Annotated in this window: 24 protein-coding genes and 1 pseudogene; 9 read left to right on the top strand and 16 right to left on the bottom strand. The window is 58.5% G+C overall.

The annotated features are described in order from the left end of the window. Positions 1–102: 102 nt before the first annotated feature. Together H9Q75_RS07560 and H9Q75_RS07555 are read right to left on the bottom strand one after the other, a co-directional pair. Complete coding sequence (locus H9Q75_RS07560; protein ID WP_186565745.1) at positions 103–1,209, bottom strand: PTS sugar transporter subunit IIC; 1,107 nt, start codon at positions 1,207–1,209, stop codon at positions 103–105. Positions 1,210–1,333: 124 nt separating this feature from the next. Then, positions 1,334–2,329 (bottom strand): biotin--[acetyl-CoA-carboxylase] ligase, encoded by a 996-nt coding sequence (locus tag H9Q75_RS07555; RefSeq protein WP_186565743.1) that lies wholly within the window; start codon positions 2,327–2,329, stop codon positions 1,334–1,336. Positions 2,330–2,461: 132 nt separating this feature from the next. Here H9Q75_RS07555 and H9Q75_RS07550 point away from each other — a divergent pair, with 132 nt between their 5' ends. From H9Q75_RS07550 to H9Q75_RS07535, 5 genes and pseudogenes are all read left to right on the top strand, one after another. Then, positions 2,462–3,022: a biotin transporter BioY gene (locus H9Q75_RS07550; RefSeq protein ID WP_186565741.1), complete on the top strand. Its 561-nt coding sequence runs from the start codon at positions 2,462–2,464 to the stop codon at positions 3,020–3,022. Positions 3,023–3,089: 67 nt separating this feature from the next. Beyond that, positions 3,090–3,377, top strand: a complete 288-nt coding sequence (gene yabP / locus H9Q75_RS07545) for a sporulation protein YabP (protein WP_186565739.1) — start codon at positions 3,090–3,092, stop codon at positions 3,375–3,377. Position 3,378: 1 nt separating this feature from the next. Further along, positions 3,379–3,639 (top strand): annotated as a pseudogene (gene yabQ / locus H9Q75_RS12975) (spore cortex biosynthesis protein YabQ); the annotation flags it as partial. 232 nt (positions 3,640–3,871) lie between these two features. Next, positions 3,872–4,147, top strand: coding sequence for a septum formation initiator family protein (locus H9Q75_RS07540; RefSeq protein ID WP_186565737.1), 276 nt, complete (start codon positions 3,872–3,874; stop codon positions 4,145–4,147). A 39-nt stretch (positions 4,148–4,186) separates the two neighbouring features. Continuing rightward, positions 4,187–4,618: a S1 RNA-binding domain-containing protein gene (locus H9Q75_RS07535; RefSeq protein WP_186565968.1), complete on the top strand. Its 432-nt coding sequence runs from the start codon at positions 4,187–4,189 to the stop codon at positions 4,616–4,618. Positions 4,619–4,679: 61 nt separating this feature from the next. Here the strand turns inward: H9Q75_RS07535 and H9Q75_RS07530 are convergent, their stop codons facing one another. The 10 genes from H9Q75_RS07530 to H9Q75_RS07485 form a co-directional block, all read right to left on the bottom strand. Further along, positions 4,680–4,922 carry an RNA-binding S4 domain-containing protein gene (locus tag H9Q75_RS07530; protein WP_186565735.1) on the bottom strand — a complete coding sequence of 81 codons (243 nt, stop codon included), beginning with the start codon at positions 4,920–4,922 and terminating at the stop codon, positions 4,680–4,682. Between the two features lie 109 nt (positions 4,923–5,031). Then, the gene (locus tag H9Q75_RS07525) at positions 5,032–5,307 is read right to left on the bottom strand and encodes an HU family DNA-binding protein (protein ID WP_186565733.1); all 276 of its coding nucleotides are present in this window, start codon (positions 5,305–5,307) and stop codon (positions 5,032–5,034) included. 78 nt (positions 5,308–5,385) lie between these two features. Next, complete coding sequence (mazG, locus tag H9Q75_RS07520) at positions 5,386–6,174, bottom strand: nucleoside triphosphate pyrophosphohydrolase (protein ID WP_186565731.1); 789 nt, start codon at positions 6,172–6,174, stop codon at positions 5,386–5,388. 37 nt (positions 6,175–6,211) lie between these two features. Continuing rightward, the gene (locus H9Q75_RS07515) at positions 6,212–7,957 is read right to left on the bottom strand and encodes a putative polysaccharide biosynthesis protein (RefSeq protein ID WP_186565729.1); all 1,746 of its coding nucleotides are present in this window, start codon (positions 7,955–7,957) and stop codon (positions 6,212–6,214) included. Positions 7,958–7,971: 14 nt separating this feature from the next. After that, positions 7,972–9,279 (bottom strand): amidohydrolase family protein, encoded by a 1,308-nt coding sequence (locus tag H9Q75_RS07510; RefSeq protein WP_186565727.1) that lies wholly within the window; start codon positions 9,277–9,279, stop codon positions 7,972–7,974. A 63-nt stretch (positions 9,280–9,342) separates the two neighbouring features. Continuing rightward, positions 9,343–9,585 carry a hypothetical protein gene (locus H9Q75_RS07505; RefSeq protein ID WP_186565725.1) on the bottom strand — a complete coding sequence of 81 codons (243 nt, stop codon included), beginning with the start codon at positions 9,583–9,585 and terminating at the stop codon, positions 9,343–9,345. A gap of 36 nt (positions 9,586–9,621) precedes the next feature. After that, positions 9,622–10,446: a purine-nucleoside phosphorylase gene (locus tag H9Q75_RS07500; RefSeq protein WP_186565723.1), complete on the bottom strand. Its 825-nt coding sequence runs from the start codon at positions 10,444–10,446 to the stop codon at positions 9,622–9,624. A 167-nt stretch (positions 10,447–10,613) separates the two neighbouring features. Next, a complete protein-coding gene (locus tag H9Q75_RS07495; protein WP_186565721.1) occupies positions 10,614–12,071 on the bottom strand; it encodes a sigma 54-interacting transcriptional regulator in 1,458 nt (485 codons plus the stop codon). Between the two features lie 31 nt (positions 12,072–12,102). Next, on the bottom strand, positions 12,103–13,470 hold the full coding sequence (locus tag H9Q75_RS07490; RefSeq protein ID WP_186565718.1) for an SLC13 family permease: 1,368 nt from the start codon (positions 13,468–13,470) through the stop codon (positions 12,103–12,105). 47 nt (positions 13,471–13,517) lie between these two features. Next, positions 13,518–15,083, bottom strand: a complete 1,566-nt coding sequence (locus H9Q75_RS07485; protein WP_186565716.1) for an acyl CoA:acetate/3-ketoacid CoA transferase — start codon at positions 15,081–15,083, stop codon at positions 13,518–13,520. Between the two features lie 424 nt (positions 15,084–15,507). Between H9Q75_RS07485 and H9Q75_RS07480 the strand changes: the two genes are divergently transcribed. Both H9Q75_RS07480 and H9Q75_RS07475 read left to right on the top strand, forming a co-directional pair. Continuing rightward, a complete protein-coding gene (locus H9Q75_RS07480) occupies positions 15,508–17,046 on the top strand; it encodes a sodium:solute symporter family protein (protein ID WP_186565715.1) in 1,539 nt (512 codons plus the stop codon). 36 nt (positions 17,047–17,082) lie between these two features. After that, positions 17,083–17,961: a beta-keto acid cleavage family enzyme gene (locus tag H9Q75_RS07475; RefSeq protein ID WP_186565713.1), complete on the top strand. Its 879-nt coding sequence runs from the start codon at positions 17,083–17,085 to the stop codon at positions 17,959–17,961. A gap of 223 nt (positions 17,962–18,184) precedes the next feature. On the opposite strand, the gene H9Q75_RS12970 is transcribed toward H9Q75_RS07475, so the two are convergent. The 3 genes from H9Q75_RS12970 to H9Q75_RS07460 are packed head-to-tail and all read right to left on the bottom strand — an operon-like array spanning position 18,185 to position 19,470. Further along, positions 18,185–18,343: a flavodoxin gene (locus H9Q75_RS12970; RefSeq protein ID WP_423788638.1), complete on the bottom strand. Its 159-nt coding sequence runs from the start codon at positions 18,341–18,343 to the stop codon at positions 18,185–18,187. 28 nt (positions 18,344–18,371) lie between these two features. Next, entirely contained in the window at positions 18,372–18,884 is a 513-nt protein-coding gene (locus tag H9Q75_RS07465) for a nitroreductase family protein (protein WP_186565711.1), read from the bottom strand. Positions 18,885–18,903: 19 nt separating this feature from the next. Next, positions 18,904–19,470 carry a TetR family transcriptional regulator gene (locus tag H9Q75_RS07460; protein ID WP_186565709.1) on the bottom strand — a complete coding sequence of 189 codons (567 nt, stop codon included), beginning with the start codon at positions 19,468–19,470 and terminating at the stop codon, positions 18,904–18,906. A 730-nt stretch (positions 19,471–20,200) separates the two neighbouring features. Here H9Q75_RS07460 and H9Q75_RS07455 point away from each other — a divergent pair. Both H9Q75_RS07455 and H9Q75_RS07450 read left to right on the top strand, forming a co-directional pair. After that, positions 20,201–20,656 carry an ImmA/IrrE family metallo-endopeptidase gene (locus H9Q75_RS07455; protein WP_341480919.1) on the top strand — a complete coding sequence of 152 codons (456 nt, stop codon included), beginning with the start codon at positions 20,201–20,203 and terminating at the stop codon, positions 20,654–20,656. A 416-nt stretch (positions 20,657–21,072) separates the two neighbouring features. Next, complete coding sequence (locus tag H9Q75_RS07450; RefSeq protein WP_480175507.1) at positions 21,073–21,351, top strand: IreB family regulatory phosphoprotein; 279 nt, start codon at positions 21,073–21,075, stop codon at positions 21,349–21,351. 498 nt (positions 21,352–21,849) lie between these two features. On the opposite strand, the gene H9Q75_RS07445 is transcribed toward H9Q75_RS07450, so the two are convergent. Further along, positions 21,850–23,022 (bottom strand): ABC transporter ATP-binding protein, encoded by a 1,173-nt coding sequence (locus H9Q75_RS07445; RefSeq protein ID WP_186565705.1) that lies wholly within the window; start codon positions 23,020–23,022, stop codon positions 21,850–21,852. Positions 23,023–23,042: the final 20 nt, after the last annotated feature.

The following is a 23,042-nucleotide window of genomic DNA, read 5'->3' as shown; positions in this document are numbered from 1 at the left end:
GTTTCATTATAGCCCGGTGGTTCCGGTTTGTCTATCGGCGGAACAGAGAAAGAAACGGCAGCCCCGGCCTTTGGCCGGGGCTGCCGCTGTATCAAAAGCGCTTCAGCTCAGGGTCAGATCGCCCTCTTTGATCCAGCCGATCCGCCGGAAAAACAGGCCGAACAGCCAGGTGAGTACGGCGGGGAGGACGAACGAAATCAGGATCAGGCCCAGCCAGTCCCCAGCGCCGGGCACAATGGCGGCGGCGCCGTTTTCCAGGGCCTTTTCACTGGGGGAAAGCCAGCCGGTCCAGACGCCCAGCTGGCCGCACAGACCGCAGGTGCCCATGCCGGAATTGATGGGCGCGCCGTTCATCTCCAGACGGAACAGGCAGGTGGCGATGGGGCCGGTAATGGCGGAGGTCAAAATGGGGGGGATCCAGATGCGGGGGTTTTTGACGATGTTGCCCATCTGGAGCATGGAGGTACCCAGCCCCTGACTGACCAGCCCGCCCCAGCGGTTCTCCCGGAAGGACATGACCGCAAAGCCCACCATCTGGGCGCAGCAGCCCGCCACCGCCGCCCCTCCGGCCAGACCAGTCAGGCCGAGCACCGAACAGATCGCCGCGGAGGAGATGGGCAGGGTCAGGGCGATTCCCACCAGAATGGATACCAGCATGCCCATCCAGAAGGGCTGAAGCACAGTGGCCTTCATGATCAAAAGGCCGAAGGCGCTGGCCGCCTTTCCGATGGGCGGGGCAATGAGCCACGCCACGCCGATCCCCACCAGAATGGTGACAATGGGGGTGACCAGAATATCCACCTTGGTCTCCTTGCTGACCGCCTTGCCGCATTCCGCGGCAATGATGGCCACAAAGAGCACAGCCAGCGGCCCGCCCGCCCCACCCAGGGCGTTGCAGGCGTAGCCGGCGGTCACCAGGGAGAAGAGGACCAGCGGGGGCGCCTGCAGGGCATAGCCAATGGCCACCGCCATGGCCGGGCCGCTCATAAAGGAGCACAACCCGCCAATGGTGTAGCCTACGTCGTTGATGGTAATCACCTGAGCGGTGAGAAATGTGATGTGGAACTGCGCGCCCACAGTGTTGAGGATGGTGCCGATCAGCAGGGAGGCAAAGAGCCCCTGCGCCATGGCGCCCAAGGCGTCGATACCATACCGCCTGGCAGAGATCACGATATTCTTGCGCTGGAGAAATTCCTTACATTTACCCATGGGGGGCGTCCCTCTCTCCTCTTAAAATCTGTAAAACAGGAAAAATAAGGTGTCTTGACACCTTGTCCTATTATAGCGGAGAAAGGGGAAATGTCAAGAAAAAATTTTCCCCTCTGCGGGTCGGTTAATCCGTGTAACCCAGCAGACCTCTTACGCTCACTTCGCCGGAGGAGACGGTCTCCCGGCGGCCGTCAGGCAGGCGGACCACCAAGGCGAACTGGTCGTCCACGGCCTCGGCAAAGGCCTCCTGCTCGCCGCCGGGGCGGATCAGCCGCACCTGCTTTCCCGTGGTCACACAGTCCGCCTGGTAGCGGGCGAGATAGTCTGCCGCCCGGAGGGGGAAGGCGGTATACAGCTCATCCAGGGCAATGAGAAGCGCGGCGGCCAGCTCCGCCCGGCGGGGCGCCTTGCCCAGGGCCTGGGCAAGGGAGATGGCCACCGGGGCCACCTCCGGGCCGAAATCCTCCTCCGTCTGGGTCAGGTTGACACCCACGCCCACCACCACATACTCCAAAGCCCCAGTTTCCCCCTCCAGGCCCAGCTCGGTGAGAATGCCGCAGACCTTGCGGCCGTCCAGTATCAGGTCGTTGGTCCATTTGATGCCGGGGCGCACGCCGCATACCCCTTGGATGGCGTTACACACCGCCACTGCGGTCCAGGCGGTGAGGGTGGTCACCTGCTCCAGCGTGCAGCGGGGACGCAGCAGCACGGACAGATACAGCCCCTTGTCCGCCGGGGACACAAAGCAGCGGCCCCGGCGGCCCCGGCCGCCGGTCTGCCGCCCGGCGATGACGGCCAGGCCGTCAGGCGCGCCCTCCAGAGCCCGGCGCTTCACCTCACTGTTGGTGGAGTCCACACAGTCCAGACACACCAGGGCGCCTCCCACGGTCCGCCCGGCCAGTTCCCCGGCCAGCTCCCCGGCGCTGAGCCGGTCGGGGGAGCCCTCCAGCCGGTAGCCCCGCCGGGGCGCGGAGGCGATCTGATACCCCTCCCGGCGCAGGGCCTCCATGGCCTTCCAAACCGCCGCCCGGCTGACCTGCAGGGTCCGGCTCATCTCCTCCCCGGACAGAAATCCCGCCCCGCTGGACTTCAGCAGGGCCAGCACTTCATCCTGAAGCATGGAACTGCCTCCCTTCGTTTTTCTGTATTGTAGCGAAACAGAAATGAATTGTCAACTTATGCAGTATGACAGTTTACAAATAAAGAATTGTAAACTAAAATAAAAAAGAAGTTGACAATAGGGGGAACCACCATGCGAAACCATACCCAAAGGATGATTCTGACCGCCCTGTTTGCCGGCCTGACCGCGATCGGGGCATTTTTAAAAATCCCGCTGGGCCTTACCTCCATAACCCTGCAGTTTTTTTTCACCGCTATGGCCGGGGTACTGCTGGGGCCTAAGTGGGGGGCTGCGTCCCAGGCTGTCTATGTGGCGCTGGGACTGGCGGGCCTGCCCATTTTCACCATGGGCGGCGGTCCCACCTATCTGCTGCAGCCCTCCTTTGGATTCCTGCTGGGCCTGATTCCCGCAGCCTGGCTGACGGGGGCGATTGCCCAGGGATCGGGCGCGGCCAAGCGGGTGATTCCCGCCTGCATTGCTGGGGATTTGATCCTCTATGCTGTGGGGGTGCCTTATATGTACCTGATTTTGAACGTCTATCTGGGAAAGGGGATGCCGCTGAGCCAGGTGCTGTGGGCTGGCATGGCCGTCTATCTGCCCGGCGACGCCTTGAAGATCGTGGCGGTCACTCTGCTGGCCCGGCCGCTGGTCCCCGCGCTCTCCCGTCTCAGCCCTGCCAGCCGGAACGCATGAGGGCGGCATATCCCGCAGTGTTGTCCCATATATATGCACTAGACTATGGGAAAGGGCGGGAAGTGCCATGCCGTATGAAGAGAACAAAACGCGGCCGGAGTCGGCGCACCATGTGATTTTGGAGGAGCGGGAACAGCTGGCCGTCTCTGGTGTGGAGGAAGTGGAGAGCTTTGACGAGAACACCATCGTCATGTACACCGCCCGGGGCACCCTGGTGGTGCGGGGCGAGGGGCTGCACATTGAGCGGCTGAGCTTGGATGGAGGCGATTTGAAGGTAGAGGGAGACATTGACTCCCTGACCTACGAGGACGACCACAGGGAGAAGGGCGGCCTGTTCGCCCGGCTCTTCCGCTGAGATGGGGATCTCCATCTCCGGGCAGGCGGCCGCACTGGGGGGCGCCTTGGCGCTGGGGGCGGCGATCGGCCTGCTCTATGACTTTTTCCGCATACTCCGGGTACGGCTCCGGCTGCCGCTGCTGGGGAGCGTACTGGACCTACTTTTCTGGCTGGCCGTGACCGCGGCGATCTTCGTCTACGCAGTGGCGGCCGGAAACGGCGAGGTGCGCATCTATATGCTGCTGAGCATCTTGGGCGGTGCGGTGCTCTACTTCCTGCTGCTCAGCCGCTGGGCGCTGAAGCTGGGCTATCTCCTTGCCGATTTTTTGGGTCTGTTGTGGAAAATCGGCACCGCGCCGGTCCGCGGTGCTCTCCTGCTGCTGAAAAAAATGATAAAAACTGCAAAAAAATGCTTCCATTATCGGAAAAAGTGGTATAGAATAAAGCAGATACCTAAGGAAATGGAAGAGACTGTGCGCCGCAGCGGCAGTCCGGCAGGGGGAGGAGCAGCTCATGAAAACCAAAAAGGCAGGTATTCTGACCAAACTGGTGGTGCTGGCGCTGCTCATCGCCGCCGCCACCGCGCTGCTCAACCTGCGCAGCCAGATTCTGACCGCCCAGAAGGACCTGGCGGAGGCTCAGGCCCAGGTGGCGGCGCAGACACAGGTAAACGCCGATCTGGCCGACGCGGTGGAAAACAGCGACGACCCAGAGCGGCAGGCCGACATCGCGCGCAGTAAGCTTGGCTTGGTGGCTCCGGGCGAACGGGTCTTCTATTTCACCAACTAGCAGTAGGCGCAAAATTTGAAGGAGGATATGTCGGTCAGTATGGAGTTTGGTGTTGGTTCGGTTGTAGAGGGGAAGGTCACAGGCATCACAAAGTTCGGCGCTTTTGTCGCCTTGCCGGAGGGCAAGTCGGGACTGGTGCACATCTCTGAGATTGCCTATTCCTACGTAAACGATGTAAAAGATCATCTCAAGGAAGGGCAAGAGGTCAAGGTAAAGGTCATCGGCATTGATGAGAACGGCCGCATCAACCTCTCCATTAAGAAGGCAATGGATCCTCCCCCGCGCCCCGCAGGTCAGGGTAGGCCCATGGGCCGGCCCGGCGGCAGCCAGGGATTCCGGGGCAAAAGCGCCCCGGCGGAACCCGCCACCTTTGAGGACCGTCTCAAGCAGTTTATGGCCGCCTCAGACAGCAAGCTGTCTGAAATGCGTCAGGCGGAGCGGAGAAATTCCCGCCGCGGCGGCCGCAAATAAAAAAGTCCCAAAAAGCCCGTCCGGTATCCGGACGGGCTTTTTTTACGGCATAGGGGCGGCGTCAAGACAGTTCCCTGTACATGGCGGGCGCGTCCGCCTTGCCCACATGTTCGCTGACGGCCAGAACCTCCACACGCAGTGTGCGCTCGCCAAAGCGCAGTTCCAGCACGTCGCCAGCCTTGACGTCATAACTGGCCTTGACGCTCCGGCCGTTGGCCATGACCCGCTGGTTGTCACAGGCCTCGTTGGCCACGGTGCGGCGCTTCATCAACCGGGAGACCTTGAGCCATTTATCCAGTCGCATCGCTTCCAGCTTCCTTTCTCAACGGGCCCGCCGGGGGCCTCTGCTTCCAGAAAAAAGCGGCTTCGGGAAACCCCGAAACCGCTTTGATTTACGCAGCAGAAAAATGTGCTTACTTCGCCACGGTGTCCTTCAGAGCCTTGCCGGGCTTGAACACGGGAACCTTGGAGGCCGGAATCTTGATGCTCTCCTTGGTCTTGGGGTTGCGGCCAATGCGCTCGGCACGGCTCTTCACTTCAAAAGCACCGAAGCCCACCAACTGCACCTTGTCGCCGGCGGCCAGGGCCTCAGAGATGACTTCAATCGCGGCGTTCACAGCAGTCTCGGTATCCTTCTTGGACAGACCGGCCTTCTCGGCGGCAGCGCTAATCAGTTCAGCCTTGTTCATCGTGATAATTCCTCCTATGTTTTCTGCGTCCGCGACCGCAGCCGCGTCGGCGTTTATACTTAAAAGCGTCTCCGCTATTTAAGTTCGTTTGGCGTTTTCCCACAGCTTGTCCAGCTCAGCCAGGGTCATATCCTCCATGGCGCGGCCGGCCTGAGCGGCTTGGGCCTCCACCTGCTGGAAACGGCGGATAAACTTGTCCGTGGCGGCGTTGAGGGCGTCCTCCGGATCGGCCTTGAGAAAGCGGGCGGCATTGACTGCGGAAAAAAGCAGATCGCCCAGCTCCTCGGTGACATTGGTGCCGTCAGCCACCGCCTGACGCAGCTCCCTGATCTCCTCCGACAGCTTGTCCAGCGCACCGGCTGCATCCGGCCAGTCAAAACCGGCCTTTTTCGCCTTCTTCTGCACCTTCTCCGCCCGCCATAGGGCGGGCAGAGAACGGGCGACCGACGCAAGGGCGTCCGTGTGGGTGGCCTGGCCCTTCTCCTGGCGCTTGAGCGCCTCCCAGTTGGAGAGGACTTCGCCGGTGCCGGAGACCTCCACCTCTCCAAAGACATGGGGGTGGCGGAAAATGAGCTTTTTGCAGATGCCGTCGGCTACGCCGTCCAGATCGAAGCGGCCGGCCTCCTGCTCCATGCGGGCGTGGAGGACGATTTGCAGCAGCACGTCCCCCAGTTCCTCACGCAGGTGATCCGGATTCTCCTCGTCAATGGCCTCCACCGCCTCATAGGCCTCTTCCAGGAAATTGCGGCGGATGGACTGGTGGGTTTGCTCGGCGTCCCAGGGGCAGCCGCCGGGCGCGCGGAGGATCCGAACAATCTCCTCCAGATCCTTGACGCCATAAGCATCCTTATACTGAAAATCTACCATATTTCAAGGCCTCCTGCAACCCATATTTCCAATTTTCTTACTGAATATGCAAAATTTTTGCGATTTTTTCACCCTTTGGCATCAGCTCCAGGTCTTCTTTGGAGAGAACACGCAGAACAACCACCAAAACCGCATAGACAAGGACGGCCACCAGGATAGCGCCGGCGGTAGCAGCAGCCTCTTTAACAAAACTGCCGGACAGGAAACGGGAGAGAAGCCCATGGCTGGCCCAGGCGGCGGCGGCCATCAGCACAGACGCCGCCAGGGGCTTGAGAAACACCTTGGTATAGGTCGGGGGATGGGGAACCATACGCTTTATAATGCCCAGATTGAGCACAGACACCACAACAAAGCAGGTGAGGGTACCCACCGGCGCGCCAAAGATCATGATCTTAGGATTGCCAACCAGGGTGTAGCTTACCCACACCTTGGCCGCACCGCCGATGATCATGGTGAGGATGGGCAGATTGACGATGCCGTTGGCCTGGAGAATAGAGGCGGCCACCACTTGGAGACACACAAAAATCGCGGCGATGCCCAGGATGGAGAGCAGAGGCCCCGCGATGGACACGTCCACCCGACCCACCGTGAGCAGCTGAATGATGGGGCCGCCCAGAGCGAAAAGGCCGAAGCCGCAGGGCAGAGCAATCATGGCGGCAATGCGCATAGCGGATTCCGTGACGCGCTTGGCGCCCAGACGGTCCCGCCGGGCAATGCAGGCCGATACGCCGGGCACGATGCAGGCGGTCAGGGGGACCATCAGGTTGAAAGGCAGGTTATAGATGCTCATGGTTTTGCTGTAGATGCCGTATAGGCCCCGGGCAGAGTCCAGAATGGGGTCAATATTCAGGCTGGGGTCCGCGGCCAGGGCCACATTTTCCTCAAAGATCTGCACCGCCTTGGGGAAGATATCCAGCACGCTGTTTTCAATGCCGGACAGGCCGCCCTGAATGGCGGCGAACACGCTCTGCAGCTGACTGCTGACCAGGCCGGTGTCGATCAGGTTGACAATGGACAGGGTACAGGAGCTCAGGGTGATGGGGATGGCCAGGGTCAGGATGCGGCTGAGGATATCCCCCTTGGAATCGGGCACGTCGTTGGAGGGCTGGCGCTCCCGCCTCTTGGTGCGGAAGTGGTTCCACGCCAGATAGGCCACCGAGAGCACGCTGCCGATGGACACGCCCGCCAGGGCCCCTACGGCGGAGAGGCGGTCCCGCAGATCATCGGGCTGGATGGCTGACTTCAGAATCAGCAGGGCCAGCCCAAGACCCAGCAGGAGCTTGCTCAGGGCCTCGATAATCTGGGAGATGGCGGTGGGGATCATGTTCATGTGACCCTGGGCATAGCCCCGGAAGGCGGAGCAGCAGCAGGTGCACAGCACGGCCAGGGAGAGCACCTGAACAGCATAGACCGCCTTGGAGTTCTGCAGGATATAGGTGGCCACCTGCTGGCCAAAGACCGACATGCACACAAAGCTGAACAGGCCCATCACCAAAAACGCGCCGAAAGCCACCCGGAAGACCCGATCCTTCTGATTGTAGCGGCCCAGAGCATTGGTCTCAGACACGGTCTTGGACAGGGCCACGGGCAGGCCGGCCGTGGAGATGGTCAAAAAGAAGGTATAGATATTATAGGCGGCGTTAAAGTCGCCGTAGGCCTCGTCGGGCAGAAGGGCGGTCAGCGGGATTTTGTAGATCGCGCCGATGATCTTTACGATAATGGTGCCCACCGCCAGAATGGCGGCCGCGCCGTAGAAGGTGTTTTTTCTCTGTTGACTGGACAAACTGCAGCTCCCCCTTACTGATTTCCAAACAGGCGGGGCAGGGCGTAGTCAGCCACCTCCCGCTTTACCCGCTCAATGTCAATGGTAAAGAACTCCCCATCCTGGTATATGACTTGGCCCCGGGCCATATTCATGACCACATCGCCGCCATGGGCGGCATAGGCCAGGTTGGAGATCACACTGTGGCAGGGGGTCAGGTTCAAATGGGAAAAATCCACCAGGATCAGGTCGGCGTCATATCCAGCCTCAATTCGCCCGGTCCGGCGGCCCAGCGCCCTGCCGCCGTTGACCGTGGCCAGGCGCAGCGCGTCGGCCGGGAGAAGGGCCAGAGGGTCGCGGGCCACCCCATTGTGGAGCACAGCGGCAAATTTCAGCTCCTCAAACAGGTCGTGATTATTGTTGGAGGAGACCCCGTCGGTGCCCAGGGCCACGTTCACCCCGGCCCGGAGCATGGCGGGCACGGGGGCCACGCCGCTGCCCAGCTTCAGATTGGAGACCGGGTTGTGAATGGCGGAGACCCCCTTGGCGGCCATAATGGCCCAATCCTCCGGGGTGGTGTAGACACAGTGGGCGGCAATGGCCCGGCCGTCCCAGACGCCGTATTCATCCAGAATCTGTACCGGGGTCTTTCCGTGGCGGGCGATGCACTCGGCGTGCTCCGCCTGGGTCTCGGACACATGGATGTGCAGGCCCAATCCCTTTTCATGGGCATAGTCCGCCATCCACTGCCACAGGGGGGCGGAGGAGGTGTACTCCCCATGAATGGAGGCGTCCACCAGGATCTGGCCGTTGTTGTAGCCGTGCCACTCCTCGGTGAGCCGCCTCTGGTTGGCGCAGTCGCCGCAGGCGTCGGGGGAAAAGTCCTCCGGCGCGCCGAAGTACACGCCGCCCACAGAGAGGTTGGCGCTGATGCCAGCGGCAGCCACCTCCTGGGCGATGGCGCCGGTGTGCATATACATATCCGCGATGCAGGTGGTGCCCGCGGCGATCATCTCCGCCAGCCCCAATGCCGCGCAGGAGCGGATGGCCCGGTCGTCCCATTTGGCCTCCACAGGGAAGATATAGTTGTGCAGCCAGTCCTGCAGATTGTTGCCGTCCCCATAGCCGCGCATGGCGGTCATGGGGACGTGGGTGTGGGCGTTGACCAGACCGGGCATGAGCACGCAGCCCGCCCCGTCGATCTCCCGGTCAAAGGGGCCCTGGGGGCGGACGGCGCCCACAGAGGAAATCCTGCCGCCCTCCACAGCCACGTATGCGCCCGGGAGGACCGTGTCGGCCCCGTCCATCAGGACGGCGGTGACATTTTTAAAAAGAGTGGTCATAGAAACCTCCAAATAGTATGCGGGAAGTGAGAATTTGCCCTAGAGCGGCCCTGGTATCAGAGCTTACAGGTACCTCGCCGCCTTGGGGTGGTCCGCCTTATGGACGTAAAGCCTATATTCCAGGCTGGCGGTGTGATCAATGCCCAGGGTGCCGCGCCTGCCCCGGGCGGTCAAACCGGGGGCGGTCAGGTCCTTGACCCGGTATTGATAGTCGATCCCGGCGGCGGCCAGGGCGTCCCGGACGGCGTTGAAGCGGGCTGTGTCATAGGTGACGAGCAGCTCTCTCCGGTTAAACAAGTGAATCATGCCAGCTCCTTTCCCGTTGGCGGCGCGTTGGTAAGCTTACAGATTTTTCAGGCAGGCCAGCACCAGCCGGGAAAATTTGTCCCTGCAGGCCTCGGCCGCGTCCAGTACCTCCTGCTCGGTGAGGGGCTGGTCCAGAATACCAGCCGCCATATTGCTCAGCAGGGTGAAGCCCAGCACCTGCATGCCGCAGTGGCCGGCGGCAATTACCTCGGGCGCGGTAGACATGCCGGCCGCGTCTCCGCCCAGAATGCGGGCAGCCCGGATCTCCGCAGGCGTCTCGTACTGGGGCCCGGGGAAGTACATGTACACGCCCTCCTTCAGGTCAATGCCCAGCGCCCGGGCGGTCTCTTTGGCCATAGTCCGCAGGGCGGGGGTGTACAGGTGGGAGGCGTCGGGAAAACGCACCCCGAACTCCGGCAGGTTGGGGCCCCGGAGAGGGGACTCCATAAAGAATTTGATGTGGTCAGAGATCAGCATCAGATCCCCCGCCTTCCAGGCGGTGTTGATGCACCCGGCGGCATTGGTGACGATCAGAGTGCCGCACCCCAGCAGGCGCAGCACCCGCACGGCGTAGGCCACCTCCTCATAGGAGTAGCCCTCGTAGTGGTGCATCCGGCCCTGCATCACGGCCACGCTCCGGCCCTCCAGCGTGCCGAATACCAGACGGCCCTTGTGGCCGGGGGCGGTGGACGCCTTAAAGTGGGGGATGTCCCCATAGGGGACCGCAATCGGCTGTTCCACCTGATCGCCCAGATAGCCCAGGCCGGAGCCCAGAATCATGGCCACTTTGGGGACAAAGTCCCCAATTCTGGCACGGATGGCCTGTGCGCTCTCCTGATATTGTGCAAAGGTGTAGTCCATAAAAGCACCTCCGTTTGATTGCGGAAAAATAAGCAAAGGTATTTTACACCTGGATAGGGAAAAAAGCAATTGAATTAGACAGACATCCGGCCGGAATGGCAAAAAAGGATCCGCCGCCGCCCCTTTGGGCGGCGGCGGATTTTGGGAGAGACGGAACCGCCGGGCGGCTACGGGCCGGACGTTCCGCGCTTATAGCGGTAGGGCAGATGGTACTTGCGGATCTTCCGCACCAGGGTGGACAGATCAATCCCCAGCCCCTCGGCAATCTCCTGAAGGCTGCGGTCGTCCCGAAGGCTCTGGCGGATCAGCTCCGCCTCCACCCGGGCCATGGCGTCGCGGAGCGTGTCCTCCTTTCGGAGCAATACGCTGCCCTCCCGCGGCAGCAGAGCGGCCAGCTCATCCGGCAGCACCTCCACCCCCAGCAGATCGCCGTTGGAGAGGACATACATGCGCTCGATGAGATTATTGAGTTCGCGGATGTTGCCAGGCCAGTGATATGCGGTGAGCACCCCGCGCAGTTCCGCGTTGAGCAGCTTGCGGGTGCCGTTTTTTTGATTGAGAACCTCCAGCATGTGGTCGGCCAGGGGCAGAATATCCTCCTTGCGTTCCCGCAGAGGGGGAATCTGCACGGGAATCACGTTGAGCCGGTAATAGAGATCCTGGCGGAAGCGGCCCTGCTCCACCTCCTGCTTCAGGTTCCGATTGGTGGCGGCGATGACGCGGGCGTTCATGGGCAGCGCCCTGGTCCCGCCGATGCGGAAGAATTTCCGGTCCTGAAGCACGGTCAGCAGCTTGACCTGGAGCTGAAGCGGCATTTCGCCGATCTCGTCCAAAAAGACGGTGCCGTCCCCGGCCAGTTCGAAAATGCCGGGCTTCCCGCTGCGGCTCGCCCCGGTGAAGGAGCCCGGCTCGTAGCCGAAAAGCTCTGATTCCAGCAGGTTTTCCGGAATTGCTCCGCAGGAGATCTTGATGTAGGCCCGGTCGGCGCCGCCGAATTTGTGAATCATTTGGCAGAACACGTCTTTGCCCACGCCGGATTCACCTGTAATAAGCACGGTGGAGTTTACATTGCAGATCCGATAGGCCAGCTCGGCCAGGCGCCGCATCTGCGGGCTTTTGCCCACCAGGTCGTAGTCCTCCATCAGATGAAGCATTTCGTAAATCCGGTGGCGCAGGACCTTGTTGGCCTCTGAGCGGGCCTTGAGCTCCCGGTCAAATTCCAGATAGGTGGTCTCCATTTTCCGGCGCAGATCCATCAGCTCGGTCATGTCCCGGAAGCTCCCCACGACTCCGCAGAAATTTCGGGCCTCGTCATAGACCGGAGCGATGGAGACCATAATCTGCCGGTCGGTATCCATACTGTACTGAATCAGTTCGGACTTAGGCTGACGGGTTTCGAAAACCTCCAGCATCATGCGGGAGACGGGATATCCCTGCTCCATCAGCTGGTGGACATTGTTTCCCAGAATCAGCTCCTCGGAAAGACCGGTGAGCTTGGAATAGGTCTTGTTGATGTAGGTAATGTAGCCGGTCTTGTCGGTGTAGGTGAAGCCGTCGGGAGAGGTATCCAGAATAATCTGCAGCAGGCCGGTATCCAGGAGCTCCTTGAAATTGTCGCTCTGCACAATGACTCACACCTTTCTGATGCACGTCTTTTTATAGAAGGCCCAGCAGCTGCCACCAGCCCATATAGACGAGAATGGCGCACAGCAGGATTAAAACGGTCAGGGGGATGCCCAAACGCACCATGTGGCTGGTGCCGTAATAGCCCTTTCCCTCCCCCAAAAGGAGCATTACATGGTGAAAGGGGAGAATAAAGTGGCCGCAGATGGCAATGTAAATGAGAAACAGCAGGATAAGGGGCGGAGCCACACCTGCGCCGATGGTCATCAGGCCCGGCACGACGACGGACATGGTGGTCACATTGCTGCCCAGCACCATGTGCAGCACAATACAGGTGAGCAGGACCACCGCAATATAGCCTAGGGAGAACGTCTCCGGAAAGAGGAACATAAATCGGGAGAAAAGAATGTCCGCCACGCCGCAGCTTTTTAGAACCCCGCCGATGGCAAAGGCGGCGGTGAGAAAGACCAGCAGCTTCAGATTGACGGATTTGAGGTCGTGGAGTCCTAAGAGACCCAGGCCCGGCAGAAACATAAGGGCGGTGCCCGCAATGACCGTAAGGGTGCCGCTGATCCCGTGGAGATCCTCGGTGGCCCAGAGGACCACAATGCACACAATGAATACCAGGCAGCCCTTTTCCCGGCGGGTAAGGGGGGCCTTCGGGGCGGAGGGGAGGTCGGCCGGGCTGCACCGGTACCCGCGTAGCTCACGCCGGAACACCAGAGCAAACAGTACAAGCGCCAGCAAAAGGAGAACCGCCGTGGGAACAAACATATAGCGTATCCATGTCCCCTCGTCCATAGCCACTCCGCCCATGGACACCAGCGCGCCGTTGAGAATGATGTCACCCCGGAGCAGCAGCATATCCGCCAGCACAGCACTCAGAAAGAGCCCCAGCATCAGCACCGGCTTCAAGCTCCGGCGTTCCAGGACACAGGGGAGACGGTCAAAAAAGCTGGAATAGATGGCGGACAGAATGATGATGCGGGAGAAGGGCTGCGGAATGACAAAAATCATGGCCAGACTGCAGCACACCATGGACAGGAGCAGGCGGGGAATGGAGCGGGCGGCCCGGCCCAGCAGAGGCTGAAGCAGCCGGTCCGCCAGGCCGCTGTTGGAGATTCCCTGAGAGAACAAAAAGGAAAAGAGAATCATCAGAAAATTCTCTGAGCGGGGGAAGGTGAACACCGTGGCCGCCGGAGCGCCGCTGAAGAGAAAAAAGACGGCCAGCAGAAAGACCGAGGCAGCCGTGCGTTCCACCGCGCCAGAGACCCACCAGAGGATGGTCAAAATCAGAGCGGCCAGGATTGCGCTCTGCCGCCCATCCATGCCGAAGGGCCGCAGAAGCAGGAGAATCAGGGGAGGCAGCAGGGTGAAAAGGATCAGCAGGGATTTTTTCACCGCGCGCTTGGCGCCTCCCGCGGGAGGGCTTGCGGCCGGCCGGGCACTCACAGCTGCAGCCCCATGGGCGCGTCCCGGAAAATACGCGGGTCCATCTGCTTCAAGTCCGGCGCCACGGCGGGACGGAAAAGCATGTGGGCAAGAACGTCCCCCTCCAGGTCAATGCCCGGCGCAATTTCGGTCAGCACCAAGCCGTCGGGGGTCAGGCGGAATACCGCCCGCTCGGTGATGTACATGACCTCCTGCCCGCTCTGGGCGGCATAAGCGGCTGAGAACGTGATCTGCTGGACGTGATCCACAAATTTAACACCCGGTCCCTCCTGGATGATTTTAAGCTGTCCCCTGGAGATCTCAGCCAACAGCTTGCCTGAGGTGAAGGCGCCCACATAGAACACCTTGCGGGCGTTTTGGGAGATGTTGATAAAACCGCCCGGACCAGTGCAGCGGGTTCCGAATTTGGATACGTTTACATTGCCCTGCCGGTCAATTTCCGCCGCGCCCAGAAAGGCCATGTCCAAAACGCCGCCGTCGTACAGGTCAAAGGTGTCGCACACGCTGTAGATGGCCTCTGAATTGACCGCCGCACCGAAGCCGACGCCGTCCACGGGGACGCCGCCCAAAGGGCCGGACTCCAGCGAGAGCGTCATCTGGGCGGCAATTCCCTCTTCGTTGGCCACATTGGCCACGCCGGAGGGAATGCCGATGCCAAGATTTACCAGACAGCCGGGACGCAGCTCCATGGCGGCCCGGCGGGCAATGACCTTGCGGATATCCAGAGGCATGGGGGGGATCGCGGTGGTGGGCACCTGGGTCTCCCCAGTCAGCTCCGGGCGGTAACGGCCGCAGGCATAAGACTGGGCGTGGTTGAGCGGCTGGGATTTCACCACAAAGTCCACCAGGGAGTTGTGGATGCGCACCTCCTTGGGGGGCAGCGTGCCGCGTTTGACGATCTCCTCCACCTGAACCACAACGGTTCCGCCGCTGTTGTGGACGGCCGCGGCCATTTCCAGCTGGGCTTCAGTGAGTGCCTCGTGCTTCAGGGAGATGTTACCGTCCTCATCCGCATAGGTGCCGCGGATCAGGCAGAAATCTATGGGGAATGAGGGGTAAAACAGATAATCCCGTCCGTCCAGCTCGACCAGGGAGACCACCTCCCGGCCCGACTCCCTGGCCCGGCCGTTCGCCCGGCAGCCATCCTCACGGGGATCGGCAAAGGTGCCCAGGCCGATATGGGTAAGAACGCCGGGCTTATGTCCGGCAATGGCCCGGAGCAGGTGCATCACCACGCCCAGCGGGACCGCAAAGGCCGCAACCTCATTTCTGCTCACCATTTTGGCAATACAGGGCGCGTTGCCGAAATGCCCGGCAATGATCGTGCCCAGCAGACCGGGGGCTTTGAGGCGGTTAAAAGCGATATCCTGTTCCGAATTGTCGCCGCCGCTGATTCCGGCCACCACCGTGAGGTTGACGGGATGCCCCTCCTGGGCATAGCGACGCTCCAGGGCGGAGAGCAGCTCGTCCGAGGGACCGTAGGCCCCAAATCCGCCGATTCCAACCGTCATGCCGTCTTTTAAGCGGCTTACTGCCTCTTGAGCAGATACGAATTGAACCATGCTTTGATCACTCCTAAACATTTTAAAGTCTATTTCTTTAAAAAGCAAGCAGTGTGCCAAAGTAGGGGGCGGAGTGCCGAAAGGCCCGCAGACAAAGAGATTGAGGGGGCGGAAGGCCTTTTTAGATTTTTTTGAAATAGGCAAAAATGCGTAATTTAAATTTCGGAGGGAAAAGAAACGGGAAGAAAAACGCAGGAATAGAGGGAAAATGCAGCAATGCCTATTTGAAAGCTTAAAATGGGCAAAAGTGCGTAATTCGATCAAAAGACACGGGGAAACAAGGGAGATCAAAAAGGGCAAAAAATTTAAAAATCCCGTCAATACGGGCATTTGAGAAAAAAGATTAAAAAATTGGCATGACAATTGCAAAGGGAACATGACTGTTGGGTGCCCACTCAAAATTTTGTGTGGAGGGATAAAAAGTATGCAAAATAACTTCGTAGCCCTTGCCATTGTGCTGATCTACTTTGTCGCGCTCTTTGTCATTGCTGCCGTCTCCAATAAGATACAGGAAAAAAAGGCAAAAAAGCTGGGGTCCGGAGGTGCGGACAGCTTCCTGCTGGCCAGCAAGTCCATGACATTTCCCATGGTAATGTGTTCCATTATGGGTGTGGCCATTGGCGCCAACGCCACGACCGGCGCGGCCCAGAGCGGATATGTCTATGGCTTTGCCGGAGGCACACATCCCTTCTGGCTGGGCCTAGGCGTGACCATTATCGGAATTTTCTTTGCAGGCAAATACCGCCGCGTGCGGATGAACACCGTTTCTCAGCTCTATGGTGACGCATACGGCGGAGCGACCCGTAAGGTGTCTGTGGTGGGGCAGGTGTTCATGAATTTTGTCATCATGGTCAGCCAGTTTATCGGCGGAGGCACAATTCTGAGCACCCTGCTGCCGGAGTACTTCTCCATGACCACCGGCATGCTGGTCTCCGCCGTAATTTATCTGCTGATTGCCATCTTCGGCGGCTGGATGAGTTGCGGCTCGGTCAATGTGCTCAACATGATTATGTGCTGGGCCGCTGTTATCATTGCCTTCGTCTCGGTGTTTGCCAACCCCAGCGTGGGCGGCTGGGATAATGTGGTGGCAAACCTGCCGGCTGACCCCGGCGTCGACACCTACCTCAGCCCCGTCAAAGGGATGGGATGGGCCTATTGGCTGGCCTATCCGGTGATGATGATCACCAACGTGGGCGGGCAGCAGTCCCAGGTTCAGTGCATCACCACGGCCAAGAGTGAAAAGACCGCCCGCTGGGCCTTCATTATCGGCGGCCTGCTGGTAGCCCCCATGGGATATATCTGTGCCTCCATCGGTATGGCGGGGCATGTGCTCTATCCCAATCTGGAGAATACTGCCGCCGTCATGCCTATGGTCATCAACGCCATGCCCAAGGCGCTGGCAGGATTCTGCCTGGCCGGCATGTGGGCGGCCTGCGTGTCTACCGCCACCAACCTGCCCATCTCCGCCACGACTCTGATTATGAACGATTTGGTCAAGCCTGGTATGGAGCGCCGTGGGGTGAGCATGAGCGGCAAGCGGGAGAAGAACATCAGTGTGCTGGGTATCATTATCTTTACCATGGCCGCGCTGTTTTGCTCATTCTTTGTCAAGATGCTGCTGAATTTCGTGGGCGCCGGCTTGGCGATGTCGGTTCCCTTCTTCGCCATTATCTTTCTCACCCTGTACTGCCCCAAGCTGTGCCGTAAGACCACGGCGATGTCTATTATGATTGCCGCCTATATCACCATGGTGGTCTGGGTTCTGTTCAGCGCCAAGCTGACCCCCATTTTTGTCCATCCCATCTGGCTGATGAGCATTGTCACCATCGTGACCATCGTGGTGAACTGTCTGGTGGATAAACGCCCCGCGTTTTTCCGTACCCCTGGATATCGAGAGCTGTACGGCTCCATGTACCAGGAGGGCACAAAGGAGTATCTCGCCGAGCAGGTCGGCAGCCGCTGAGCGGCAAGCATGGAAGCATTGAAAGGAGAAACAACCATGGCAAAAAGAAAAGTTATCATTACGGTAGCCCAAACGGGTGCGTTCCAGGGCAAGGCGTCCAACCCCAATCTACCCGAGCAGCCAGACGAGATCATCGCCTCCGCCTATGATTGCTATAACGCCGGCGCAGCCATTGTACATGTCCATACCAGGGACAAGGAGGGCAAGTCCACCTGTGACACCAATACCTTTGGAGAAATCAACACCGGTATTCGGGCCAAATGTCCGCTGATTATCCAGAATTCCACCGCCCCTGCGTCTGCCCCTGGATCCACGGCGGACGACGGGCTGGCCTGCCTGAATCTGCCCAAGGAATCGCTGCCCGATATGTGCTCTCTGGACTGCTCCCTTATCACCACCTCATGGCAGGACCTGACCTGGATCTATATGTGGACCCGCAAATGGCTGAAGGAGAGCGCCCAAAAGATGAAGGACCTGGGGATCCGACCGGAGCTGGAGTGCTTTAACCCAGTTACTGTGGACGAGGTATTTAAGCACCTCAAACCCGCCGGAGTGCTGCCCGAGGACGTAGGACTGACCTTTGTCATGGGAATGGACCGCATCAGCCAGGGCTCCATTGCTTATAGCCAGAAAAATGTCGACATGATGCTGAGTATGATTCCGCCCCAGGAAAAGGCCATCTTCACGGTTATGGCCATCGGCGCCAGCCAGTTGGACGGAAACGTCTATTCCCTGCTCAAGGGCGGGCACGTACGCGTAGGCATGGAGGACAACATCTACTACCGCAAGGGTGAACTGGCCAAGTCCAACGCCCAGTTTGTGGAGCGCATGGTGCGCATTATCCACGAATTGGAGATGGAGGTGGCCACGCCCGAGGAGGCCCGCGCAATCCTTCAGCTGGATGCGCGCACCTAAACCGGACAAAACGGGATCAATAAAACAAGGTAGAAAGCCAGGCGTCCCCTTCCTGCTTAGGGAGGGGATACCTGGCTTTTCGTGAGGCTTTCTGTTTTTTGTGAAGGCAAAAGATCTTAAACAGCTGTGGGAACACAACAAGATAGAAAACCTATCAAGGCGCATGGCCTTACCCAGATGGAATACCCGGTTCAGTGGATCCATGGGGCTGTGGCGGGAGCTTTCAAAAATGCTCGGCCCAGGCCTTCAGCTCCGCCACACCGGTGCGGGCGGAAAAGCGCCTGCCCTCCCGAAGGTCCGCACCAATGGCACCGGCCAGGGTGTTCGCCAGCTGGGCGGTTACCCCGCTGGCGGAAGAGTACGTGACCAGAACGCTGCTCATCAATAAATTCCTCCGTTTTGGACGAGAATTACAGATAAACAACCGTTTCAGCCAGAGGCTTGCGGCTACTGTGCTTCTCCAATGGACCGCCCCCCTCCGCGGGATAGCCCAGATCCAGCAGCATGAGAACCTCCTCGTTTTCTGGCAGACCCAGCTCCTTGGCCGCGACCTCCGGGTCAAAGAAGTTGATCCAGCAGCTGTCCACCCCAACAGCCTTGGCGGCCAGCAACATGTGGGTGGCCACAATGGTGGCGTCCTCTACCCCGGAGTCACGTTTGCCGCCGGGATAGGTGAACACGTTTTCCCGGTCAAAGGCCACCACCACCACGGTGGCCGCCCCGTAGCGGCAGGGGCTGATGCGGTCGATTTTGTCCAGACCCTCCTGAGACTGCACCACATAGACGCGCTGTTCCTGCAGGTTTTTGGCGGTGGGCGCGGCGCGTCCGGCCTCCAGAATGGCGTCCAGCTGTGCCGGAGCCACCGGACGGCCGTCGAATTGTTTGCACGAATAGCGCGCTTTAACCAGGTCTAAAAATTCCATCTGATCTTCCTCCTGTCTGTCATCCGGTCTCCGGGGCGGTATGCCCAGGAGTTTTTTGAGCCCGCGAGGGCGATCTCATAAATGGTAAAAGCGGGGAAAAGGCGGCAATAAACGCATTCTGCTCCCGCCGCCCCATATCCGGGCAAAAGCAGGACAGGCAGCCGCAAACCGCCTCAATCGAGGCGCCGCAGGCGGTTTTGAATTCCACCAGCTTTTCCGGCCGGCTCTTCTCTTCCATGTCGTTCAGACTGGTGGAGAGCGGCCGGAGCATATTGGGACGGCGTTCCAGCGTGCAGGCCAGACCCTGGGCGAGGACCTGCCGGGAGGGAGGTGCGTCTGACTGCGCCAACACCTCCAGATCGGTACGCCAGCGCTCGTACTCCTGCTGAAGCAGAGCCAGAAAAATCTCTTCCTTAGTCTGAAAGTAATTGTAAATGGATGGGCGGGTGAGGGAGGTAAAGCAAGCGATCTCCTTGATGGTGATTTCCCGAAAGCTCATGCTCTGGTAGAGCGTCTCACAGGCGCGGACAATCTCATCCCGCCTGGCTTGGGTCAGCTCCGGCGATCCCTTCGGTATGGTGTGCACCTTACGCCCATCAGAAATGGAATAGAAAACTGGGGCATACAATTATCTGACACTGTGTCAGCAAAAATAGCATATGACAGCTCTGACGGGATGTCAATAGGGATTTGGCGCGTTTGGCGTCAATACAAAAAGGGATGCCGCGAAAACGGCATCCCTTTGAATGGGTTGAGAATAAGATCAGCGCTTGCTGAACTGGGGGGCGCGGCGGGCGGCTTTCAGGCCGTACTTTTTACGCCCTGACGTCGGAAACCCTTGAAAACACTGGATTTTTTTCGATTTTTTCGTCTGTAACCTCATTTGTAACCTCAAACTTCGGCCAAACAGTTTTTCCCAAATCGTTTTTTGGTTCCGAATCTACAACACGGCGGGCCATATCGTTGATAGCTTCTCGGTAGGCCACAAAAACTTCTCTGCTCTGCCTGGGCCAAGTTGAAAGACTTCATGGGCAGTGATAGCGGCAGCATCCTGTCCCAGCTGAAGGAGCATGTTCATAGAAGTATGAAGGCGGGCCTGATAGCGTGCTTTAGCGGCGGCTTCAATGCGGGCAAGTATGGCGTTAGGTTTGGGCATTGGCCACACCTCCGATGATCTCGTCAAGGGTGACGGTTTCGCCGGGACGAAGAGATGGAAGCAATGCTGTATCTAACGTTGCAATAACAAATTTGGTGTTCAATACCTTAACTTGCGGATCGCGTTAATCAAGGCTGTCTGCCTCTGGGTACAATACCTTATGGGAATCCGCGTTTCCAGGCAACCGATGGGCTGTCATGCTGGGTCATGTAAGGGCTTCTTTCTGATCCACAGCAGATGTAAAATCGCCGTGGTCAACAGCGAGTTGGAAGACCTGGTGCAGCGGGTCATCCTCGCCCACGAACTGGCGCATGGTGTCTTACATGTGGATAGTAAGATCCGCACGTTCCACGAGTTGTCCTATCTGGATGACAGAGACTTTATGGAGCGGGAAGCCAATATTTTCGCAGCGGAGTTCCTGGTCGATGACACAGATTTGTTTGACACGCTCCAGAGCCATACAGACTTCTTCTCTGTAGCCAGTTCGCTGAATGTCCCGCCGGAACTGCTGGACTTCAAACTGCGGCTTCTTGAAAAGCGTGATGGCCGGTTCCAGGCCCCATATCTTGCGCAGTCTGATTTCCTGCGGCGAGACATCAGTAAGCCGCTCTGCTGAAAGCCATGGACGCGGGGGCGGAGTATAAAGCGTATGTGGCAGTTTCCGTCCAGTTCAATGAGGATGGCGTCATGCTGCCTCGTGCGCTTACCTGGGAGAATGGGATAACATATGAAATAGACCGAGTCCTCGACATCCGGCCGTCATATGCGGCGAAGGCCGGCGGGCAAGGGGATCGCTATACTGTCATGATGCGTGGACAGCGGCGCTTCCTTTATTTTGAGAGGACAGCCAATTTAACTGGCAATATCATCGGCCGCTGGTTTGTGGAACGGAAGATACCTTTGAGGTGCCAAGAATGAGGATAGATACGAATTGTGTTTGTTGGCAGGATTCGATTGACCGGATCATCTCTTTTCATGAAGTCGAGGGCCTGGAGCCAAAGACATTCCCATCACATGAGAGCATGTTGGATTATGTACTTTCCACGGTGGAGCGTGGCTATCGGGTACAGTAACCAGGGGGCATATATGGAAATGACGGATGCGGAAAGGCTACGGCTAATATACTCGGCGCTCCAAGAGCGGGGTTATGCCCCTATCAATCAAATCGTCGGTTTCCTGCTAACGGGCGATCCGACCTACATCACGAATCATAACGGAGCAAGGTCCCTGGCAGGCCGGATCAATCGGTCAGAACTTCTGTCTGAAATCGTAGCGGATTACATACAGGCTCTGGTTGAAAATAAAGACTAAAACAGGCACCCCACAATCCCTAGTGTTAAGCCCCATAGGTACACAATGTGAACCTATGGGGCTTAATGCCGTGTATGGGGTAAGAATGATTTGATTTTATAGAGTGGGTGGGGAGAACTGGCAATGTTCTCCCCACCCGTTTTGTTATACGACTATACGGCTTATGGCAAAACCCTGGGCACAGTAAAGAACCAGTGTTTCCGTAATGCCATGCGCAATGGCGTATCCAGCGCCTGGCATGGGAAAACCACGGCTTCCGCATCGAGGCGTCCGGCACCCAGTCAGATGCGGAACACTTTCAGGCACCCCATCTGGCCGCGGAGATCAACCAGGTTGTGGCCATGCCCAGCTACGAAGCTATGGAGAAGATCATCGCCGACCTGTCGTAGAGACGACAGTCGAAGAGCATTTTCAATGTGAAAAACCAATAGCTGTATAATTGTAGAAATGCGGCATCTGCAGCTCAATCCAGAGCAAAGCAGATGCCGCGTGCAAATTTTATGCGTGCTCAGAATATTCCAAGTTTCGACCCGTTTCCTTGGAAAAGAGGTGGATCACATTACCGCCAAAAATAAAAGAGATTGTATTCCCGACTTTGACGGTTACAGGTGTCGGTCCCTCCAGGTTAGCGGTCTGGGCAACAATTATGCTGTCCCGCCCACAAGCATTGACATGAAGATGGACGACGCTCCCCATCATTTCTGTTACTTCTACTACGCCATGGAACATGTTGTCGCCGTCCCCCAACAAAGCGATGTGCTCTGGGCGTACACCCAACGTAATGGACTGAGATGTGGCTCCAGCACTGCGAAGCCGCTCCTGTTTTTCTTCTGAAGGAATGATTTGCACATTCTCCATGTGAACAACATAGCGGCCATCGCGATCAAGGGCCAGTTCCGCGTCGTAGAAATTCATTTGGGGTACTCCAATGAAGCCTGCGACAAACAAATTAGATGGGTGGTCGAAGACCTCCTGCGGCGTCCCGATCTGCTGGATCACGCCGTCTTTCATAATGACAATACGATCCCCGAGCGTCATTGCCTCTGTTTGATCGTGTGTTACATAGAGAAATGTCGTGTTGATGCGCTGGCGGAGCTTAATGATCTCTGCGCGCATCTGATTGCGCAGTTTAGCATCCAGATTACTGAGTGGCTCGTCCATTAACAGTATCTTTGGCTCCCGGACAATTGCACGGCCAATGGCCACACGCTGCCGCTGTCCGCCGGATAGCGCCTTGGGCTTGCGGTCCAGATATTCTGTGATTCCCAGGATCTCCGCCGCCTGGTTCACCCTGCGTTCAATTTCTTCTTTCGGCATCTTGCGGAGTTTCAAGGGGAACTCCATATTGCCCCGCACCGTCATGTGGGGATAGAGTGCGTAGCTCTGGAACACCATGGCGATATCTCGATCCTTGGGCTCCACATCGTTGACCAACTTCCCATCGATATAGAGTTCACCCCGAGTGATCTCCTCCAGACCGGCTACCATCCGCAGGGTAGTGGATTTTCCGCAGCCGGAGGGACCGACCAGCACGATAAATTCCCGGTCGCGGATATTCAGGTTGAAGTCCTGTACGGCCAGGACGCCTTCATCCGTCACCTTGAGATTGCTTTTCTTTTTGCCGCTGTGCGGATACACTTTTTCAATATGCTGTAAGCTGACTTCAGACATGATGATCACACCTTTCTGAT

Source organism: Lawsonibacter celer, assembly GCF_014281125.1.
Taxonomy (GTDB): Bacteria; Bacillota; Clostridia; order Oscillospirales; family Oscillospiraceae; genus Lawsonibacter_B; species Lawsonibacter_B celer.
This window is presented reverse-complemented; position numbering and strand designations above follow the sequence as displayed.

What these genes read in the sequence shown, in the direction of transcription:
- H9Q75_RS07560 (WP_186565745.1), bottom strand. Translation starts at nt 1,209, where the DNA reads ATGGGTAAATGTAAGGAATTTCTCCAGCGCAAGAATATCGTGATCTCT.
- H9Q75_RS07555 (WP_186565743.1), bottom strand. Translation starts at nt 2,329, where the DNA reads ATGCTTCAGGATGAAGTGCTGGCCCTGCTGAAGTCCAGCGGGGCGGGA.
- H9Q75_RS07550 (WP_186565741.1), top strand. Translation starts at nt 2,462, where the DNA reads ATGCGAAACCATACCCAAAGGATGATTCTGACCGCCCTGTTTGCCGGC.
- yabP (WP_186565739.1), top strand. Translation starts at nt 3,090, where the DNA reads ATGCCGTATGAAGAGAACAAAACGCGGCCGGAGTCGGCGCACCATGTG.
- H9Q75_RS07540 (WP_186565737.1), top strand. Translation starts at nt 3,872, where the DNA reads ATGAAAACCAAAAAGGCAGGTATTCTGACCAAACTGGTGGTGCTGGCG.
- H9Q75_RS07535 (WP_186565968.1), top strand. Translation starts at nt 4,187, where the DNA reads ATGGAGTTTGGTGTTGGTTCGGTTGTAGAGGGGAAGGTCACAGGCATC.
- H9Q75_RS07530 (WP_186565735.1), bottom strand. Translation starts at nt 4,922, where the DNA reads ATGCGACTGGATAAATGGCTCAAGGTCTCCCGGTTGATGAAGCGCCGC.
- H9Q75_RS07525 (WP_186565733.1), bottom strand. Translation starts at nt 5,307, where the DNA reads ATGAACAAGGCTGAACTGATTAGCGCTGCCGCCGAGAAGGCCGGTCTG.
- mazG (WP_186565731.1), bottom strand. Translation starts at nt 6,174, where the DNA reads ATGGTAGATTTTCAGTATAAGGATGCTTATGGCGTCAAGGATCTGGAG.
- H9Q75_RS07510 (WP_186565727.1), bottom strand. Translation starts at nt 9,279, where the DNA reads ATGACCACTCTTTTTAAAAATGTCACCGCCGTCCTGATGGACGGGGCC.
- H9Q75_RS07505 (WP_186565725.1), bottom strand. Translation starts at nt 9,585, where the DNA reads ATGATTCACTTGTTTAACCGGAGAGAGCTGCTCGTCACCTATGACACA.
- H9Q75_RS07500 (WP_186565723.1), bottom strand. Translation starts at nt 10,446, where the DNA reads ATGGACTACACCTTTGCACAATATCAGGAGAGCGCACAGGCCATCCGT.
- H9Q75_RS07485 (WP_186565716.1), bottom strand. Translation starts at nt 15,083, where the DNA reads ATGGTTCAATTCGTATCTGCTCAAGAGGCAGTAAGCCGCTTAAAAGAC.
- H9Q75_RS07480 (WP_186565715.1), top strand. Translation starts at nt 15,508, where the DNA reads ATGCAAAATAACTTCGTAGCCCTTGCCATTGTGCTGATCTACTTTGTC.
- H9Q75_RS07475 (WP_186565713.1), top strand. Translation starts at nt 17,083, where the DNA reads ATGGCAAAAAGAAAAGTTATCATTACGGTAGCCCAAACGGGTGCGTTC.
- H9Q75_RS12970 (WP_423788638.1), bottom strand. Translation starts at nt 18,343, where the DNA reads ATGAGCAGCGTTCTGGTCACGTACTCTTCCGCCAGCGGGGTAACCGCC.
- H9Q75_RS07465 (WP_186565711.1), bottom strand. Translation starts at nt 18,884, where the DNA reads ATGGAATTTTTAGACCTGGTTAAAGCGCGCTATTCGTGCAAACAATTC.
- H9Q75_RS07455 (WP_341480919.1), top strand. Translation starts at nt 20,201, where the DNA reads ATGGGAATCCGCGTTTCCAGGCAACCGATGGGCTGTCATGCTGGGTCA.
- H9Q75_RS07450 (WP_480175507.1), top strand. Translation starts at nt 21,073, where the DNA reads ATGTACTTTCCACGGTGGAGCGTGGCTATCGGGTACAGTAACCAGGGG.
- H9Q75_RS07445 (WP_186565705.1), bottom strand. Translation starts at nt 23,022, where the DNA reads ATGTCTGAAGTCAGCTTACAGCATATTGAAAAAGTGTATCCGCACAGC.